18 protein-coding genes are annotated in these 17,119 nt (G+C 73.0%); 7 read left to right on the top strand and 11 right to left on the bottom strand.

Going from position 1 to position 17,119, the window contains the following annotated elements; translation table 11 throughout:
* Window positions 1–2: 2 nt before the first annotated feature.
* Window positions 3–416, top strand: coding sequence for a hypothetical protein (locus CHF16_RS08850; RefSeq protein ID WP_089325443.1), 414 nt, complete (start codon window positions 3–5; stop codon window positions 414–416).
* Between the two features lie 104 nt (window positions 417–520).
* On the opposite strand, the gene CHF16_RS08845 is transcribed toward CHF16_RS08850, so the two are convergent.
* Complete coding sequence (locus CHF16_RS08845; protein WP_089325442.1) at window positions 521–1,228, bottom strand: polysaccharide deacetylase family protein; 708 nt, start codon at window positions 1,226–1,228, stop codon at window positions 521–523.
* A 31-nt stretch (window positions 1,229–1,259) separates the two neighbouring features.
* Here CHF16_RS08845 and CHF16_RS08840 point away from each other — a divergent pair, with 31 nt between their 5' ends.
* Complete coding sequence (locus CHF16_RS08840) at window positions 1,260–2,324, top strand: MGDG synthase family glycosyltransferase (RefSeq protein WP_089325441.1); 1,065 nt, start codon at window positions 1,260–1,262, stop codon at window positions 2,322–2,324.
* On the opposite strand, the gene CHF16_RS08835 is transcribed toward CHF16_RS08840, so the two are convergent.
* Both CHF16_RS08835 and CHF16_RS08830 read right to left on the bottom strand, forming a co-directional pair.
* A complete protein-coding gene (locus CHF16_RS08835; protein WP_089325440.1) occupies window positions 2,302–3,171 on the bottom strand; it encodes a DMT family transporter in 870 nt (289 codons plus the stop codon). The genes CHF16_RS08840 and CHF16_RS08835 overlap by 23 nt on opposite strands.
* Window positions 3,168–4,064: a DMT family transporter gene (locus CHF16_RS08830; protein ID WP_089325439.1), complete on the bottom strand. Its 897-nt coding sequence runs from the start codon at window positions 4,062–4,064 to the stop codon at window positions 3,168–3,170. The genes CHF16_RS08835 and CHF16_RS08830 overlap by 4 nt, the downstream gene beginning before the upstream one ends.
* A 124-nt stretch (window positions 4,065–4,188) precedes the next feature.
* Here CHF16_RS08830 and CHF16_RS08825 point away from each other — a divergent pair, with 124 nt between their 5' ends.
* Entirely contained in the window at window positions 4,189–5,532 is a 1,344-nt protein-coding gene (locus CHF16_RS08825; protein ID WP_089325438.1) for a hypothetical protein, read from the top strand.
* A 119-nt stretch (window positions 5,533–5,651) separates the two neighbouring features.
* On the opposite strand, the gene CHF16_RS08820 is transcribed toward CHF16_RS08825, so the two are convergent.
* Window positions 5,652–7,292, bottom strand: a complete 1,641-nt coding sequence (locus tag CHF16_RS08820; protein ID WP_089325437.1) for a GMC oxidoreductase — start codon at window positions 7,290–7,292, stop codon at window positions 5,652–5,654.
* A gap of 173 nt (window positions 7,293–7,465) precedes the next feature.
* Here CHF16_RS08820 and CHF16_RS08815 point away from each other — a divergent pair, with 173 nt between their 5' ends.
* Together CHF16_RS08815 and CHF16_RS08810 are read left to right on the top strand one after the other, a co-directional pair.
* Window positions 7,466–8,545: an NAD(P)H-dependent amine dehydrogenase family protein gene (locus CHF16_RS08815; protein WP_089325436.1), complete on the top strand. Its 1,080-nt coding sequence runs from the start codon at window positions 7,466–7,468 to the stop codon at window positions 8,543–8,545.
* Window positions 8,542–9,021 carry a carboxymuconolactone decarboxylase family protein gene (locus tag CHF16_RS08810; RefSeq protein ID WP_089325435.1) on the top strand — a complete coding sequence of 160 codons (480 nt, stop codon included), beginning with the start codon at window positions 8,542–8,544 and terminating at the stop codon, window positions 9,019–9,021. Before CHF16_RS08815 ends, CHF16_RS08810 begins: the two co-directional genes overlap by 4 nt.
* Window positions 9,022–9,175: 154 nt before the next feature.
* On the opposite strand, the gene CHF16_RS08805 is transcribed toward CHF16_RS08810, so the two are convergent.
* The gene (locus tag CHF16_RS08805; RefSeq protein ID WP_089325434.1) at window positions 9,176–10,075 is read right to left on the bottom strand and encodes a TauD/TfdA dioxygenase family protein; all 900 of its coding nucleotides are present in this window, start codon (window positions 10,073–10,075) and stop codon (window positions 9,176–9,178) included.
* A 186-nt stretch (window positions 10,076–10,261) separates the two neighbouring features.
* Entirely contained in the window at window positions 10,262–11,179 is a 918-nt protein-coding gene (gene sigJ, locus CHF16_RS08800) for an RNA polymerase sigma factor SigJ (RefSeq protein ID WP_089325433.1), read from the bottom strand.
* A gap of 163 nt (window positions 11,180–11,342) precedes the next feature.
* Between sigJ and CHF16_RS08795 the strand changes: the two genes are divergently transcribed.
* The gene (locus tag CHF16_RS08795; RefSeq protein WP_089325432.1) at window positions 11,343–12,809 is read left to right on the top strand and encodes an MFS transporter; all 1,467 of its coding nucleotides are present in this window, start codon (window positions 11,343–11,345) and stop codon (window positions 12,807–12,809) included.
* 52 nt (window positions 12,810–12,861) lie between these two features.
* Here the strand turns inward: CHF16_RS08795 and CHF16_RS08790 are convergent, their stop codons facing one another.
* The 3 genes from CHF16_RS08790 to CHF16_RS08780 are packed head-to-tail and all read right to left on the bottom strand — an operon-like array spanning window position 12,862 to window position 16,058.
* Complete coding sequence (locus tag CHF16_RS08790) at window positions 12,862–14,133, bottom strand: MFS transporter (protein ID WP_089325431.1); 1,272 nt, start codon at window positions 14,131–14,133, stop codon at window positions 12,862–12,864.
* A complete protein-coding gene (locus tag CHF16_RS08785) occupies window positions 14,112–15,281 on the bottom strand; it encodes a glycosyltransferase family 4 protein (protein WP_218826595.1) in 1,170 nt (389 codons plus the stop codon). The genes CHF16_RS08790 and CHF16_RS08785 overlap by 22 nt, the downstream gene beginning before the upstream one ends.
* A 45-nt stretch (window positions 15,282–15,326) precedes the next feature.
* The gene (locus tag CHF16_RS08780) at window positions 15,327–16,058 is read right to left on the bottom strand and encodes a hypothetical protein (protein ID WP_143227922.1); all 732 of its coding nucleotides are present in this window, start codon (window positions 16,056–16,058) and stop codon (window positions 15,327–15,329) included.
* A gap of 88 nt (window positions 16,059–16,146) precedes the next feature.
* Between CHF16_RS08780 and CHF16_RS08775 the strand changes: the two genes are divergently transcribed.
* The gene (locus CHF16_RS08775; RefSeq protein ID WP_143227921.1) at window positions 16,147–16,734 is read left to right on the top strand and encodes a hypothetical protein; all 588 of its coding nucleotides are present in this window, start codon (window positions 16,147–16,149) and stop codon (window positions 16,732–16,734) included.
* Here the strand turns inward: CHF16_RS08775 and CHF16_RS08770 are convergent, their stop codons facing one another.
* Together CHF16_RS08770 and CHF16_RS08765 are read right to left on the bottom strand one after the other, a co-directional pair.
* Window positions 16,735–16,923, bottom strand: a complete 189-nt coding sequence (locus CHF16_RS08770) for a hypothetical protein (RefSeq protein ID WP_089325428.1) — start codon at window positions 16,921–16,923, stop codon at window positions 16,735–16,737.
* On the bottom strand, window positions 16,920–17,117 hold the full coding sequence (locus CHF16_RS08765) for a hypothetical protein (protein WP_089325427.1): 198 nt from the start codon (window positions 17,115–17,117) through the stop codon (window positions 16,920–16,922). Before CHF16_RS08765 ends, CHF16_RS08770 begins: the two co-directional genes overlap by 4 nt.
* Between the last annotated feature and the right edge of the window lie 2 nt (window positions 17,118–17,119).

Here is a 17,119-nt window from a genome sequence, read left to right as displayed (position 1 = left end):
TCATGTGGGTCCAGTTCTTCCGGCACGTGACGTTCGCCGTCATCTCGGGGGCGGTCGGGCTGGCCGGTGCCCTGGACGGCGACGTTCCGGTGGTCTTCGCACCGTTCTTCGTCGCGCTCGGCGCGGCTTTCGCCGGATCGGCGGTTCTCGCGGCGGCGACGGCGGTGGCGCTCGCCGGGCGCCGTCCCGCCGGGGCGCGGGGCGCCGCGTTCGCGGTGTGGGTCGCCGGGGTCGTCGGAACACTCGCCGCCGTGGGTTTCGTCCTCGGGGAAGAGCACGGCGCCTCGGCTCCGCTGATCGGGCTGCTCGCGGTCCCGTTCCTGCTCGTCGCGAAACCGCCGCGCCACCTGCCGCTCGACCCGGCCCCGCGCGGAGGGGCGCCGGCGGACGGCCGCCGCCCGCCCGGAACGCCGTGAGCCTCCCGTCGCGGCCGGGGCGTCGTGGCGGGGGTTCGATGAAACGGCCGTTGGTCCTACATAGAGGGCGGATGCCGGGGGAGTAGTAGCCCTGTGGCAGGGAGTTACGGGGGCACTCCGTGGTCGCGCAGGGGGCCGACGGCCAGGGCGGTGGCGCGGCATCGGGTCACGATCTCGGGCAGCGCGGCCAGGGTCGCCTTCCAGGCACCGGAGGCCGCGGTGACGTCGCTGTCGTGCAGCAGCAGGGTCGCGCCGCCGCGCAGGCCCGGTGCCAGGGTGCGCAGCACGGACTCGGCGGTCGCGGACGCCGTCCAGTCCCTTCCCCATGCCGTCCACAGGACGGGGCGCAGGCCGTTGCGGCGGGCGGCCACGAAGGCCTCGGTGCTCATGGCGCCGTACGGCGGCCGGTACCAGGACGGGGCGACCCCGCAGACGTCCTCGACCAGGTGCACGGTGTCGCGGATGCCCGCGGCGCTGCGGCCGGGGCGCGCCGTGAGGGTGTTGTCGTGGTGCCAGCCGTGGACGGCGATCTCGTGCCCGTCGGCGACGATGCGGCGGCCGAGGGACGGGGTCCGGCGCAGCATCGCGCCGAGGACGAAGAAGGTCGCGTGGCAGCCGAGGCGGGCCAGCTCGTCCAGGAACAGGGGCGTCGAGCCGGGGTCGGGGCCGTCGTCGAGGGTGAGGGCGACGTGGCGGGGGCCGCCGCGGCCGGCGACGCGGGGCGTCAGCCGCCGCACCGGGGGGAGCCAGGTGGCCGCGGGCAGGGCGTGGCCGAGCAGGGCGGCGGTCAGGACGGCGGCGCGGCGGGACATGAGATCAGTTTCACCGGGGGGAGTTCAACCGATGGGCAAACGACTCTTAATTCTCACGGCGGGCATGGGCGCGGGGCATGACGCGGTCGCCGCGGAACTGGCCCGGCGGATGGCGGCGCAGGGGGTGGAGGCGTCCGTCCTGGACGTCCTCGACCTGGTCCCGCTGCGGCTCGGGCAGGGGCTGCGGCACATGTACGAGGGGATGGTCCGGTCGGCGCCGTGGCTGTACGAGGGCATCTACCGGGCGTTCTTCACGTCCCGCCGCCCGCCGCCCTCGTCGCCGCTGACGTCGGTGATCGCGCGGCGGCTGGACGCGCGGATCCGGGAGCTGCCGCCCGACGCGGTCGTGTCCACGTTCCACGTGGCGGCGCAGGCGGCGGGGCGGCTGCGGCGGACCGGGCGGCTGGAGGTGCCGTCGCTGGTGCTGGTGACCGACTTCGCCGTCCACCGGATGTGGCTGCACCCGGGCAACGACCGGTACCTGTGCCCGGACGAGGCGTCCGCGAACGACGTGGCGGAGCGGACGGGCCGCCCGGCGACCCGGTGCGCGCCCGTGGTGCGCCCGGCGTTCCGCCGCCGGCGGGCGGCGACGGCCCGGCTGCGGGACGAGGTCGGGGCCCGGCCGGACGACCGGATCGTGCTGATCTCGGCGGGGGCCTGGGGCGTCGGGCGGGTCGTGGAGACGGCGCAGCACCTCGCCGCGTCCGGCCGGTACGTGCCGGTCGTGCTGTGCGGCCGCAACGAGCGGCTGCGCGAGCGCGTCTACGGGCCCGCCCTCGGCTGGCGGGACGACCTGCCGCAGCTGATGGCGGGCGCCTACGCGCTGATCGACAACGCGGCGGGGCTGACCTGCCGGGAGGCGTTCGCGTGCGGGCTGCCGGTGGTCTCCTACCGGCCGATCCCCGGGCACGGCCGGGACGGCGCGGCGGCGATGGCGCGCGCCGGGCTGAGCCGGTACGCGCGCGGGCCCGCCGAGCTGGTCGCCGAACTCGACCGGCTGGCGGACGGCGCGGAGCGCAGGGCCCGGGCCCGGTCGGCGGCCGCGCTGCTGCGCGCCGTCCCGGCCGAGCGGATCATTCAGGCCGCGCTGGGCTGACGTCGTGCTCCTCGTGCAGCAGCGGGGATCGGGCGATGCCGATGCTGCCGAGGAGCAGCAGCGCCATGCCGGCCACCTCCAGCAGGATCCACGGCCCGCCGCGGACGTCCTCGCCGAACAGGTAGACGCCCAGGATGATGCTGGCGACGGGGTCGGAGATGGTCAGGGCGGGCTGCACGGCGACGAGGCTGCCGCTCTGCAGCGCGTTCTGCAGCAGGAACAGGCTGGCGAGCCCGGCGAGGGCCATGGCGTAGAGCTGCCAGGACGTGAGGATGGCGCCGAGCCCGCGCTCGAAGTCGTGCGTGACGCTGTTCATGAACGCGGCCGTCAGCGCGAACCCGACCGAGGTCGTGATGCCCAGCAGGACGGCCCGGACCGGCCCGCGGAAGAGCCGGGACAGCGTGATGAGCCCGGCGATGCAGCCGGCCGTGCCGACCGTCGCGATGACCCAGGCGGTGTCGCTCGGCAGGTGGTAGCCCTCGTCGGGGGAGAGCGCGAGCAGCAGCACGGCCAGGCCCAGGCTGAGCAGGATCACGGCCGTCCACGGCACATGGGTCAGCCCGCGCGGCGGCAGCCACGCGATGAAGATCATGGTGAACGGCAGCTCCACCGCCAGCAGCGGCTGGACGAGCGACAGCCCCGCGATGGACAGCGCCGCCGCCTGCAGCACGAACGCGGCGATGAGCGCGCCGATGCCGCCGAGCCAGACGGGGCTGCGCAGCAGGTCCAGGATGAGCGCGATCTTGAACGCCTCCGACTCGGGCGCGGCCTTGGCGACCCGCCGCTGGAGCACGGACGCGAGGGCGTTGGAGGCGCCGGTGAGCAGCGCGAGGATGACGGCGATCACTGGTACTCCACCCCGTCAGGCGGCGCGGCGGCGGGGTGGTCGCCGGGCTTGCCGAGGTAGGGGGACCGGCCGAGGACGATGATCCCCCCGACCATCGCCGCGAGCCCGACCGCCTCCAGGGCGAGGTCGGACACCTCCAGCCGGACCCGCTCCCCGAAGATCACGATGCTGAGCGCGATGCCGGTCAGCGGCTCGGCCGCCGTGGTGGCGGGCAGCGAGATCCGCAGCGGCGCCGCGTCGAAGGCGCTCTGCGCGAACAGCAGCCCGAGCGCCCCGATGAACACCACCCCGTACGGCTGCCAGTTGACGAAGATCCGGGCGAAGCCGTCGTCGGAGATCAGCAGGACGCTGCGGGTCAGGGTGTCCTGGAGCCCGTAGAGCAGCCCGGCGCCGCAGGCCAGCAGCATCGCGCGGACGCGCAGGTCCCGGTGCAGCCCCCCGAACGCGCACAGGGCGACGAGGGCGAGCACCCCGGCGCCCGCGAGCCAGCGCACGGAGTGGACCCCCGGCAGGGCCCCGCCGTGCGGCACACCGATGCCGAGGAACAGCGCGACGCCCGCGGTCAGCAGCAGCGCCCCCAGCCACTCGTTGCGGCCGAGCCGCTCCCGGTAGATCACGTGGGCGGCGAACAGCGCGAAGACCAGGTTGACGGTGAGCACCGGGGTGACCTCGGAGACGTCGGAGATGTTCAGCGCGAACGCGAAGATGATCTGGCCGACGATCATCGAGGCGATTCCGGTGAGCCACAGCCTGCTGCGCACCAGGTCCAGCAGCAGCCGCGGGTGCAGGATCTCCTCCAGGGGCTCGCGGAACGCCGCGTGCTGCTGCGCCACGAACCCGAGCCCGATGAAGGCGGCCGCCACGACGGCGATGCCCATGCCGAGAATGCTCATCCGCGTCCACGATCTCCCCCGAGCGGCCCGTCCGCTCCCCAGAGCGGCCCGTCCGGATCCGGCCTCTCACATTCCACAAACCGACTGGACGGTATGTAATACGGAGGTCTGCCAGAGGAGCACCATGCGCATCCGAGCCCTCACCGCCCTCGTCGCGACCGTCCTCGCCTCGGTGGTCCCGCTGGGCCCGGCCCAGGCCGGCCGCACCCCCGATGACCAGCCGCTACCCGGATATACGGTCGACAATCCGCCGCTCCCGCCCGTCCAGGTGCACGGCGCGCCGTCGCGCGTGCTGCAGGGCGTCCACCGCCACGCGGCCTACATCATCGAAGTGCCGCCGCACTGGAACGGCAGGCTCGCGCTCTACGCGCACGGCTACGCCGGGCAGGGTTTCGTGCTCAGCGTCGGGCCGCCGCCGTTCGGGCTGCGGCAGCGGCTGCTCGACCAGGGGTACGCGTGGGCGGCGTCGTCGTACTACGCCAACGGGTACGACGTCCGCGCCGGTGTGCTGAGCACCCGCGACGTCTCCGAACTGTTCGCCGCCGAGGTCGGTCGGCCCAGGCAGCGCGTCATCGTGGGCGTGTCCATGGGCGGGCACGTGATCGGGCGGTCGATCGAGCAGTACCCCGGCTACTACGACGGTGCGCTCCCGATGTGCGGGGTGCTCGGCGACGACGAGTTGTTCGACTACTTCCTCGACTACAACCTCGTCGCGCAGGACCTCGCCGGCATCCGCGAGTACCCCGTGACGGACCGGTACGCGACGGTGACCGTCCCGAAGATCGAGGAGGCGCTCGGGCTGACCGCCCTGCGGCCGGGCGGGCCGGACACGGTCAACGAGCGCGGCGGACAGTTCCGGTCCATCGTCATCGACCGGACGGGCGGGACCCGTCCCGGCGCCGTGCAGTCGTTCGCCTACTGGAAGGACTACCCGTTCACGCTGGCCACGCCGTCCACCCCGGACGACACCCTCGCGGAGAACCCGGGCCAGCTCGCGACCAACCTGTTCACCCGGTACCGGCCCAACGAGCCGGTGGACGTGAACGCGTCCGTGCAGCGGGTCCGGGTCGCGAACCTGCCGGCGCGGCTGTCCAACCGGCTGTCGCAGGTGCCGCGCATCAACGGGCGCCCGCACGTGCCGGTGCTGAGCCTGCACGGGCTGGGCGACCTGTTCGTGCCGTTCTCGATGGAGCAGGTCTACGCGTCGGAGGTGGCGCGGAACCACCGGTCGCGGCTGCTCGTGCAGCGGGCGATCCGGACGACCGGGCACTGCGAGTTCTCTGCCGCGGAGGCGGGGACGGCCTGGGACGACCTGGTGCGCTGGATCGGCACCGGCAGGCGTCCGGCCGGGGACGTGACGACGAGGCCGCGGGAGGTGGCGCGTGCCGACTACGGGTGCCGGTTCAGTGACGAAGCCGCCTACGCGGCCGGGGCGGGGACGCGGCGGCTGTTCCCCGCCTGCCCGTGAGCACGCCTGCCCGTGAGCCCGCCCGCCCGGCGAGCCCGGGTGCGACAGCCCGGGTGCGGCTGTCCGGGTGCGGCTGTCCGGCCACACGCGCCCGTGGCCGGATCCCGTTCAGCGCGTCGTCACAGGTCGGTGGCGATGATCTTCTCGATGTTGCGCTCGGCGAGCGCGGTGATGGTCACGAACGGGTTGACGCTGGTGTTGCCGGGGATCAGCGACCCGTCGATGGCGTAGAGCCCGGAGTAGCCGCGCAGCCTGCCGTAGTTGTCGGTGGCCTTGTTCAGCACGGCGCCGCCGAGCGGGTGGTAGGTGAGGTGGTCGCCCCAGATCTTGTAGGCGCCGAAGAGGTCGGTCCGGTAGATCGTCCCCTCCTTCTTGTTGATCTTGTCGAAGATCGTCTTGGCCATGTCGATGCTGGTCTGCTTCCAGCCGGTCTGCCAGTTCAGGTCGACCCGTCCCGCCGCCGCGTTCCAGGAGAACGCGGCCCGGTGCGGGGTGTTGGTGATCGACAGGTAGAACGAGGCCCACGTCTCGATGCCGGTGGGCAGCGGCGCGACCTCGGCGAACGCGCCGCCCGCCTCCCAGTTGTCGATGCCGCCGGTCGGGATGGACGACTGGAGGCTGCCGGTCGGGTCCCAGAGGTGGTTGGCGCGGCCGCACATGACGTTGCCGTTGTCGCCCCAGCCCTTGCCGACCTCGCCGTTCAGCGCCGGCAGCGCGCCGGTCGCCTTCAGCTTGACCAGCAGCTTGCTGGTGCCGACGCTGCCGGCCGCGAAGAACACCTTGTCGGCCCGCACCGTCTTGGTGCCGGTGACGGCGCCGGTGGTGTCGATCTGCTCGATGGCGACGGTGTAGCCGCCGGCGGACGCGGGCGACACCGACGTGACGCGGTGCTGCGCTGAGATGGAGACGCGTCCGGTGGCCTTCGCCTGCGCCAGGTAGGTCTGCTGCAGCGACTTCTTGCCGTGGTTGTTGCCGTAGAGGATCTCCGCGGCCAGCGCCGACTTCGGCACCGCGCCCGCGGCCTCCTGCTTCATGTAGTTGAAGTCGTACACGTTCGGGACGTAGACGAACTCGAACCCCGAGCGCTCGGCGTGCTTCCGCCCCACCCGCGCGTACTGGTAGCAGTCGGTGCTGTCGAACCAGGCGCGGTCGACCGTGTTGACGCCGAGGCCCGCGTTGGCGCGGGGGTAGTACACGTCGTACATCTCGTCGGCGTCGACCGAGGGGAGGACGCCGCTGAACCGCGAGCGCTTCGGCGTCACCGCCATCCCGCCGTTGACGAGCGAGCCGCCGCCGACGCCCCGCCCCTGGTAGACGGTGATGCCGGAGAACTCCTCGGCGTCCAGGATCCCGGTGTAGCGGGGGACGTCCTTGTCGATCGGGAAGCCGAGGAAGTTGCTGAGCGGCTGCTTGGTGCGGGTCCGCAGCCAGAACGACCGGTAGTCGGGCGTCCGGGTGTTGGCGAAGATCTTGCCGTCCGAGCCGGGGGTGTCCCAGGCCATCCCCATCTCGACCATGTGCACGTCGACGCCCGCCTGGGCGAGCCGCAGCGCGGCCACGGAGCCGCCGTAGCCGGTGCCGATGATCAGCACCGGGACGTGCGCGCCGTCGCCGATCGGGCCGGCCGCGGCGCTGGACGCGGCGGCGGACGCGGCGGTGCCGCCCATCAGGCCGAGCCCCAGAATGGAACCGGTTCCAACAAGGAACCCGCGGCGCGAAACAGCGCCGAGACTCCCGTTGGGCATGACCGAATCGGTCATGTGACCTCCCTCACTGTCGCTGAGATTGGAACAGGTTCTATATCGACGAGCGAGGGAAGTCACTAGCTACGCAAAAGTAACTTACCGGTCATCACGGACGAGTGTTGCCAGGTCACAGGCTGTTAACCAAGTGCTTGCTTGGCAAGGCACGTGGGCTTTGTTACATTCCGCCCATGATCTCCGCGATCGTCTGGGGCACCGGCAACGTGGGGCGGCTCGCCCTGCGCGCCGTCGACGCCCATCCGGCGCTGACACTCACCGGCGTGATCGTCCACGACCAGGGCAAGGCCGGACGGGACGCGGGCGATCTCGCCGGCCTCGGCCGCGAGCTCGGCGTCGCGGCGACCACCGACATCGGCGCCGTCCTCGGCGCCCGGCCGCGGGCCGTGGTCTACGCGGCGTCCGGCGACATCCGCCCGGACGACGCCCTCGCCGACATCCTGAGGGCGATCCGGGCCGGCGCCGTCGTCGTCACCCCCGCGCTGTACGCGCTCTACGACCAGCGCAACGCGCCTCCCGAGATGCGCGAGGCGGTGCTCGACGCCATCGCCGAGGGCGGCGGCTCGCTGTTCGTCTCCGGCGTCGACCCGGGCTGGGGCAACGACGTCCTGCCGCTGATGATCAGCGGGCTGGGCGGCGTCATCGACGTCGTCCGCTGCCAGGAGATCTTCGACTACTCCACCTACGACCAGCCCGACTCCGTCCGCTACCTGGTCGGCATGGGCCAGCCCATGGACTACGAGCCGCCCATGCTGGCGGCGACCGTCCCGACCATGGTGTGGGGCGGGCAGGTCAGGATGATGGCGCGCGCGCTCGGCGTCGAGCTGGACGAGGTCCGCGAGACCTTGGAGCGGCGTCCGCTGGACGAGACCATCACCACCGCCTCCATGGGCGACTTCGAGAAGGGCACGCAGGGCGCGGTTCGGTTCGAGGTGCAGGGCATCGTGGAGGGCGAACCCCGCATCGTCGTGGAGCACGTCACCCGCATCCACCCGTCGTGCGCGCCCGACTGGCCCGTGCCGCCGGACGGCGACGGCGCCCACCGCGTCATCATCGAGGGCGTCCCGCGCATCGAGGTCACCGTCGAGGCCACCGACGAGCACGGCAACCGCGCCGCCGGCGGCAACGCCACCGCGGTGGGGCGGCTCGTCAGCGCCATCGACTGGCTGGTGGACGCCGAACCCGGACTCTACGACGCACTCGACGTCCCGCTGCGCCCCGCGGTGGGCAGGCTCGGAGGCACCCGCCCATGAACCTCGACGTCCCCGAAGGCAAGGACCCGATCCAGTACGCGTGGGGCGAGCTGGTGCCCGGCATCGGCCCCGCCGCGTCCCGCCTGTCGCTCGCGGTGTACGAGCACACCACCCTCGGCCTGCGCGAGTTCGAGGCGGCCCGGCTGCGCGTCGCGCAGCTCAACGGGTGCCTGTTCTGCCTCGACTGGCGGACGGAGCGGGACGGCCGGAAGGTCGAGGAGGGGTTCGCCGACGCGGTCGCGGACTGGCGCACCACCGACGCCTTCGACGACCGGACGCGCCTGGCCGCCGAGTACGCGGAGCGCTACATCCTCGACCACCACGGCCTGGACGAGGAGTTCTGGGAGCGGATGACCGCCCACTACGACCAGCGCGAGATCGTGGAACTGAGCATGTGCATCGGCTCGTGGCTGGCGTTCGGCCGCCTCAACCGCGTCCTGGGCCTCGACGCCATGTGCGTCCTGCCCAGACCCTGACACTGGACGGCCCGGGATCGGGCGGCTTGAGACCGGGCGGGCCCGGGGCCACCCCTGCCCCGGGCCCTGGTCTCCGGACGCGCGCGCGGCTCAGGCGGCGGACGGCTTGGCGGCGTGCGGCTCAGGCGACAGACGCCTCAAGCGGCGGACGGGCTCAGACGGCGGACGGCGTGTAGTGCGAGGCGTCGTCGCCCTCGACGCGGTAGCTCTGCTTCCCGTCCACGCCGACCGGGACGTCGCCGGCGGCGGTGACGCGGTGCAGCAGCCGCGGCAGGTCGCCGTAGTCGTCGGACGCGTAGTGCTGCGTGATCCGGTTGTCGAACACGATGAGGTCGCCCGGGGCCCACGCCCACCGCAGGATGTTCTCCGGCCGGGTCACGTACCGCTGGAAGAGGTCGAGCAGCGTCCGGCCCTCCTGCGGCGGCAGCCCGACGATGCTCTGCGCGAACCCGCCGATGAACAGGTTGCGCTCGCCCGACTCGGGGTGGACGCGGACGACCGGGTGCGCGGTCTTCCACGTCTGCGACACGAACGCCTTGCGGTGCTCGGCCGCCTTCACCGGGTCGGCGCCGCTGCTCGGCCGCTTCACGTAGTCGTAGTCGTTGGTGTGCACGGCCCAGAGCCGGTCGGCCAGCGTGCGCAGTTCCTCCGGCAGGTCCCGGTAGGCGGCTCCGGTATTGGCGATCAGCGTGTTCCCGCCGAAGGGCGGGATGACGAGGCCGCGCAGGGTGCTGATCTTCGGCGGCGCCTGGACGAACGTGACGTCGGTGTGCCAGTGGTTCGCCCGCTGCGCCTCGCCGTCGACCGGCAGGATCTCCCGGTGGTCGTCGGCCCCCGGGACGGTCGGATGCGCGCCGGTGAGCGGCCCGAAGCGGGCGGCGAAGGCGATCTGGTCCTCGTCGGTGAGGTCCTGGCCGCGGAACCCCAGCACCTTGTGCTCCAGCAGGGCCTCCTGGATCTCGCCGAACAGCGCGCCGCTCAGCTCGCGGACGTCGACGCCGACGACCTCGGCGCCGATGCGGCCTCCGATCTTGCGGATGTCGAACTGGGACATGGCCCACCTCCTGGATGACGGATGACGGACGGGTCGACGGGGCGGCGGTCCCGGGGCGCCTCGGAGCGGGGGCGTCCGGACCCGCTGACCGGTAGCGAAACACGACCCGGGCCAAAAAGCAACTATTCCGACTGATTTAGTAGGAATTTGGCGAGGTGCCCGCGCGAACCGGCCGCGGGCGGCGGCTCAGGCCCGGCCGTCGTCGGTGACGTGGGCGAGCTTGTCGGGGTTGGTGACGGCGTAGACGCCGCGGACCCGGTCGCCGTCCCGGTCCAGGTCGAGGACCATGACGGCGAACGGGGCGTCCGCGTCGAACAGCACCGCCGACGGGTCGCCGTTGACCGTCCGATAGCGGATGTCCAGGCCCGCCGTCCGGCGGCCCGCCGTGCCGGCGATGGCCCGCGCCACCTTGTCGGCGCCGCGGATGGGGCGCAGCGCCCCGCTGCGTCCGGGCTTGCCGCCGCCGTCCGTCCAGAGCGTCACGTCGGGGGCGAGGAGGCCCATCAGCGACGCGATGTCGCCGCCCATCGCCGCGTCCAGGAACCGCTCCGTCACCTGCCGCTGCACCTTCGGGTCGGCCTGGTAGCGGGGACGGCGCGCCTGCACGTGCTCGCGGGCCCGGTGCGCGATCTGCCGGACGGCCGCCGGGGTCCGGTCCAGGATCGGCGCGATCTCGGTGTGCCGGTACCCGAAGACCTCGTGCAGGACGAACACCGCCCGCTCCAGCGGCGTCAGCGTCTCCAGCACGACGAGCAGCGCCATCGACACCGCCTCCGCGCGCTCGGCGGGCTCGTCCGCGGCCGCCTCGTCCCGCACCAGCGGCTCCGGCAGCCACGGGCCGACGTAGGTCTCCCGGCGGCGGCTGATCGCGGCCTGCCGCGCCAGCGCCGTGTTGACCGCGACCCGCACCAGGTAGGCGCGCGGGTTCTCGACCGCCGCGGCGTCGCGGTCGCCGCGGCGGGCCGTCCACGCGAGCCAGGCGTCCTGCAGGACGTCCTCGGTGTCGGCGACGCTGCCCAGCATGTTGTAGACGACCGAGAACAGCAGCTCCCGGTGGTCGGCGAAGACCTTCGTGGCCTCGTCCCCTGCGGTGCCGTCCGGCATGGCTCGACCTCCTGTGCGCTCACCCCTGAGAGGTCGCGCCCCGCGCCGAGTGTGACATCGCCGGGCGAACTGTGATCTGGACCTCACACCGGCGGGCGGGCGTCACACTCCCGTCCCTCCGCGCCCTCCCAGGATCGCGAAACGACACCACTCGGAGGGCTCCATGACGGAGACACGACCGTCCTTCCTCGCGACCGGGCGCGGCAGGCTGACGCTGACACTGCTGTGCACGATCGCGTTCCTCGACTTCATCGACGCCTCGATCGTCAACGTGGCGCTGCCCGCGATACGCGGCGACCTCGGTTTCTCGTTGCAGGACCTGCAGTGGGTGCCGTCCGGCTACCTGCTGACCTACGGCGGGTTCATGCTGCTCGGCGGCCGCCTCGCCGACCTGCTCGGGCGCCGCCGCGTCGTCGTCGCCGGCACCGTCCTGTTCTCGCTCTCGTCCGTCGTCGGCGGCCTCGCGACCGCGCCCGGCATGCTGATCGGCGCGCGCCTCGCCCAGGGCGCGGGCGCCGCGCTGATGCTGCCGGGCACGCTGTCGATCCTGACGACGACGTTCCGAGAGGGCGGCGACCGGAGCAAGGCGCTCGGCGTATGGGGCGGCGTCGCGGGCGGCGCGTCCGCCGCCGGGGTGCTGCTCGGCGGGCTGCTCACCGACGGGCCCGGCTGGCGCTGGGTGATGCTGGTCAACGTCCCCGTCTGCGTCCTCGTGATCGCCGGGCTGTTCCTGCTCGTCGAGGGCGACCGGCGCAGCGCGCGCCTCGCCGACTTCGACCTGCTCGGCACCGTCCTCGTCACCGGCGGCATGCTGCTGCTCGTGTACACGCTGGTCAAGGCGCCGGACGCGGGCTGGGACGCGGCCCGCACCATCGGCGGCCTGGCCGGGTCGCTCGCCCTGCTGCTGGCGTTCCTCGCCGTCGAGCAGCGCGGCCGCAACCCGCTGCTGCCGCTGTCGGTCTTCCGGATCCGGGGCCTCGCCGCCGCGGACGTCACCCAGCTCGTCGCCATCGCCGGCATCGGCTCGATGTTCTTCTTCCTCAGCCTCTACATGGAGAACGTCCTCGGCTACTCGCCGATGCGGACGGGCTCGGCCTACCTGCCGCTGTGCTTCGGCGTCGGCATCGCCGCCGGGATCGCCTCCCGGCTGCTCACCCGCACCGGCACCCGCCCGGTGCTCGTCGCCGGGCTGCTGCTCGCCGCCGGCGGCGTGTACTGGCTGTCGCGCATCCCGGTCGACGGCTCCTACCTCACCGACCTGCTGCCGGGCCTGCTGGTCAGCTCGTTCGGGCTCGGCGCGGCGTTCGTCGCCGTCACGACCGCCGCCAACGCCAACGTCCCGCCGGACCAGGCCGGGCTCGCCGCCGCCCTGCTCAACGCGTCCCAGCAGCTCGGCGGCGCGCTCGGCCTGGCGATCTTCTCCGCGCTGGCGACGTCCCGCACCAGCGGGCTGCTCGCGGACGGCGCGCCGCCGAGCGAGGCGATGACCTCCGGTTTCTCCCGGGCGCTGCTGGCGTGCGCCGTCTTCCTGGCCGCCGCGTCGGCCGTCGCGCTGCGCGCCGCCAACACGCGCGGAGAGGCCGCCGAGGTCGAGGTCGGCACGGAACCGGAGCCCGCACGGGTCAGCTGAACGCGGGTCGGCTGAACGCGGGTCAGCTGAACGCAGGTCAGCTGAACACGGGTCAGCTGAACGACATCCGGCCGGTGCCGGGCGCCCGGATCAGGAAGGTGCCCGCCAGCACCACCAGCCCGGACGCGGCCAGCACGAACTGGCCCGGCGCCAGGCCGAGCGGCGTCGCGCCGGCCTCCTTCAGGAGGTCGGCCGCGACGCCCGACACCAGCGCCGCCAGCGCCAGCCCGAACCGCAGCACGGCGTGGAACGCGGTCAGCGCCAGGTTGCGCTCCACGCCGCTCAGCTGCTCCTGGAGGAAGGTGATGCCGCCGACCAGGGCGCTCGTCGCGGCGGCGCCGAACAGCACCGCCCCGATGTAGGACCACCAGATCGACCCCAGCGCCCCCATCGACGCGATCACCACGCCCTGCGCGGCCGTCCCCAGCTTGATCTGCGTCATCAGGCTGCCCGCGTTGCGGTGGATCAGCAGCAGCCCCGTGAGGGCGCCCACCCCGAACAGCACCACCAGCGCCCCGAACCCCACCGGGCCCGCGTCCAGGACGTTCCGGACGAACACCACGCCCAGCGAGAACAGCGCGCCCAGCCCGAGCGCCACCACCGCCACCCCCGGCAGGACGCCGCGCACCACCGGCAGTTGCAGCGACCGGAAGAAGCCGCCCTGCGCCTCCTTCTCGGTGTGCTCCATCCGCCGCCGCTCCGCCGGACCCGGCCCGAGGTCCGGGATCGAGCGGATCGCGAAGTACGACACGATGTACGTCACCGCGTTCAGCCAGAACACCACCACGTACCGCCAGTGGCCCTCCCAGCCCGCCATGTTCGACAGCCACAGCAGCAGCCCGAACGCGCCCGCGCCCACCGGGATCATCCCGTAGGACGTCGCCATCGTGATGCCGTTGGCCATCTCCAGGGTGCCGGTGTCGTGCTCCTCCTCCTCGTCCTCGATCAGGAAGGGGATGGCCGCGTCCCTGGCCGGCAGGAACACCAGCCCCACCACCTCGATGACGAACGCCCAGAAGTACACCCACACCAGCCACGGGACGATCGGCAGTGCCACCGCCATGCCCGTCCGGATCAGGTCCGACCACAGCATCACGCTGCGCCGCCGCCACCGCGTCACCACCCGCGCCGCCAGCGGCGCGCCCACCGCGGACGGCAGCAGCCGCAGCACCAGCACCCCGCCCACCGCCGTCGTGGAGCCGCTCAGCTCCAGGACGAAGTACATCAGCGCCAGCGTGCCCATCCAGTCGCCGAAGGAGGAGACCGTCTGCCCGACGATGAGCCGCCGGAAGTCCCGTCGGCTCAGCTGCTCCTTGAGTCCCACGCGGGCTCCATCCCCGGTCTCTCCGGCCGCGCCGGCGCGGCCGGGCCCGCCAGCAGCCCGGTGAGCCGGGCGGCGGCGGTGTCCCAGCTCCACGTCTCGCACGCCCACCGCCGCCCCGCCGCGCCCATCGCGGCGGCCCGATCCGGGGAGTCGAGCAGGCGGTGCAGGGCCAGCGCCAGCTCGTCCGGGCCCGTCGCGTCGACCAGCACCCCCGTCCGCCCGTCGAGCAGCGACGCGCAACTGCCCCCCGACCGTCCGACCACCACCGGCAGCCCCGCCGCCGACGCCTCGAGAACCGACAGCCCGAGCCCCTCCGTCTGCAACCCCCGCCGGTCGTCGCGGCACGGCAGCGTGAACACGTCGGCCGCGGCGTAGTAGCGCGGCAGGTCGGCCGCCGAGACGAGACCGGTCAGCGTGACCGTCCCCGGCGCGTGCACCTCCGCCATTTCCTCCAGCCGGCGGCGCATGGGGCCGTCCCCGACGATGACGAGCCGCGCGTCCGGGCGCCGCCGCACCACGTCCGTCCAGGCGCGGATCAGCATGTCGTGCCCCTTGCGCCGGACGAGCCGCGCCACGCTGAGCACCACCGGCCCGTCGCCGAGCCCGTGCCGCCGCCGGACCGCGGCCCCGTCCAGACCGGGCCGGAACCGCACCGTGTCGACGGCCCCGGCGAGCCGCACCAGCCGCGTCCGGTCGCCGACGGCGTCCGCCAGCTCCGGCAGCGTCTCCTCGCACAGGTGCGTCAGCACGTCGAACGACCGCGCCGCCGCCCGCAGCGCCGCCCGCGTCGGCGGCGCCCGGAACCAGCCCAGCTCCTGCCCGTGCGCCGAGACGACCAGCCGCCGCACTCCCGCCGCCCGCACCAGCGGCGCGTACATCCCGAACGGCGCCGCCGCGGTGATCCACCCCGTCCGCACCCGGTGCCGCGCGACGATCCGGCGCAGCCCCCGGAACAGCAGGTACCCGTGCCGCCGCACCACCGGGAACCCCAGCCCCGCGTCGAACTCCGCCGCCCCCGGCCGCGCCGGCGCCACCACGACCAGCCGCTCAGCCGGCAGCCGCCGCACGAGCTCCCATGTGAACGTCTGCACTCCGCCCGGTTCCGGCGGGAAATGCCCGGTCAGCACGAGGGTCCGCGGTATCTCCATGCGCACACGGATTCCCGCCCAGCCGCGCCCCAACCAACCAGTGCCCTACCGGCGAGCCCCACCGCCCCGCCGCCGGGCGGCATGGAACGGCGGCTCGGAAGAGCGCATGTGCAGAAGGGCCGGCGGGCCCGCACACTGAGGCCCCCAGCCGTCGGCCATGACGATGGTGATCTCGGCGGTGAAGTCCGAGTCGGGGGTGATGCGCAGGGCGTCGGTCCATATGTCCCGCCAGTGTGCGTCGCCCGTCAGGCGGGCGCCCCAAGACTCGTCCGCGGTGGACGTGAGCCGAGATGCGCATGTGCGCCGCAGCGAGATCCTGATGCTCTTGATGTGCAGGTCGACGAAGCGTTCGGCGACCGGCTCGGACTTGAACTCGGCCCATGCGACGCCGCAGCCGCCCCCCGGGTTGCCGAACAGGGTGAGGGTGCCGAGGTAGGTCCCGTCCACCGTATGGATCGGAATTGCGCCATATGCCTTGGTGTGGCCGCGCTTGATACCGGCCAACGACAGATGCAGGCCGTGGCGTTCGACCACCTGGTGGGCTTTCGTCGCCTGGAGCCAGACGAGGAACGGCAGGCACAGCGTGATGGAGAGCGCCTGCAGTGCGGCGGCGAGCAGTATGACGAGGTCGCGGCGGCGGAGGCGCGTCGGGCCGATGTCGGTGGACGCCGCCGGAGCCGGTGGTGCCGGGGGCGGTGCCACGAAGACCGGCGCGGACTCTCGCGGCCGGTTGTCCACGCGACTGCGGGGACGGGGAGCGGACGAACGCAGGATCACGCGCCCCCTCGCATCCGGTAGGACGGCCCCTGAAGCCGCCCGGGGCGTTGTCCGGGTTCCTTCTGCGCCTCCCGAGCCGATGCCCGCGATGCCGGACGGTGCCGCAGAAGCAGCCGACCCCAGGGCCGGGCAGGACCGTCGCGGCGTATGGGCGTCCATCGCGGTGACGCTGGTGGTGCTACTGCCGTTCCTCGCCTGGACGCTGGTGGTGCATACGAGGGGACCGCGCACCATCCACGTGGAGCTCCGGCCGACCGCCATCCCGGTTCCGGCCACACTGAACCCGGCCGGCCTTCTGCCTGACAACAGCGACCCCATCGTCGCCAACTGCAAGGCGAAGCGCGGCCGGACCAAGGCATACCGCGCGGAGAAGGTCCGTACGGAGGACGGCACCTACCTGGGCACCCTCACCCTGTTCGGCAACCCGGAGGGCGGCTGCGGCGTCGCATGGGCCGAGTTCAAGTCCGAGCCGGTCGCCAGACGCTTCGTCGACCTGCACATCAAGAGCATCACGATGTCGCTGCGGCGCGAACCACCACTGCCCTTGACGTCCACGCAGGACGAATACTGGGGCGCCCGCCTGACGGGCAACGCACACTGGCGAGACATATGGACCGACGCCCTGCGCATCACCCCCGGCGCGGTCTTCGCCGCCGAGATCACCATCGTCGTGTGATCACCACCGGGACCGCATGGCCTGGCGTCCCGCGAGCGGGAGCAGCCGTTGGACGAGATGCTCCGGGGACGCGGCTTCGATCAGACGGTCCGGGCGACCGGGGACGAAGGCCCACCACGAGCGCGTGTAGAGCCCGTACCAGACCTGCAAGCCGGGGATCCAGGGCTTGAGGCCGGCGGCCGGATTCACTGGCTCAGCTCCCCGCCGCTCGGCTGGACGGCCAGGGCCGCGCGCAACTCGTCCTCGGAGTCGGCGATGACGGTCGGAGGCAGCGACGAACTCGGGTCGCGCCGCACGGCGCCCCAGTACGCACCCTGCCGTGACACCCACACCATCCACGCCGGAAAGTCACGCTCGACCCCGGCCGTCCTCGTGTTCTTCATCG

The organism is Actinomadura meyerae, assembly GCF_900188445.1.
In the GTDB taxonomy this organism is placed as follows: domain Bacteria; phylum Actinomycetota; class Actinomycetes; order Streptosporangiales; family Streptosporangiaceae; genus Spirillospora; species Spirillospora meyerae.
The sequence above is the reverse complement of the archived record's forward strand: the minus strand, read 5'-3'. Positions and strand labels throughout refer to the sequence as shown.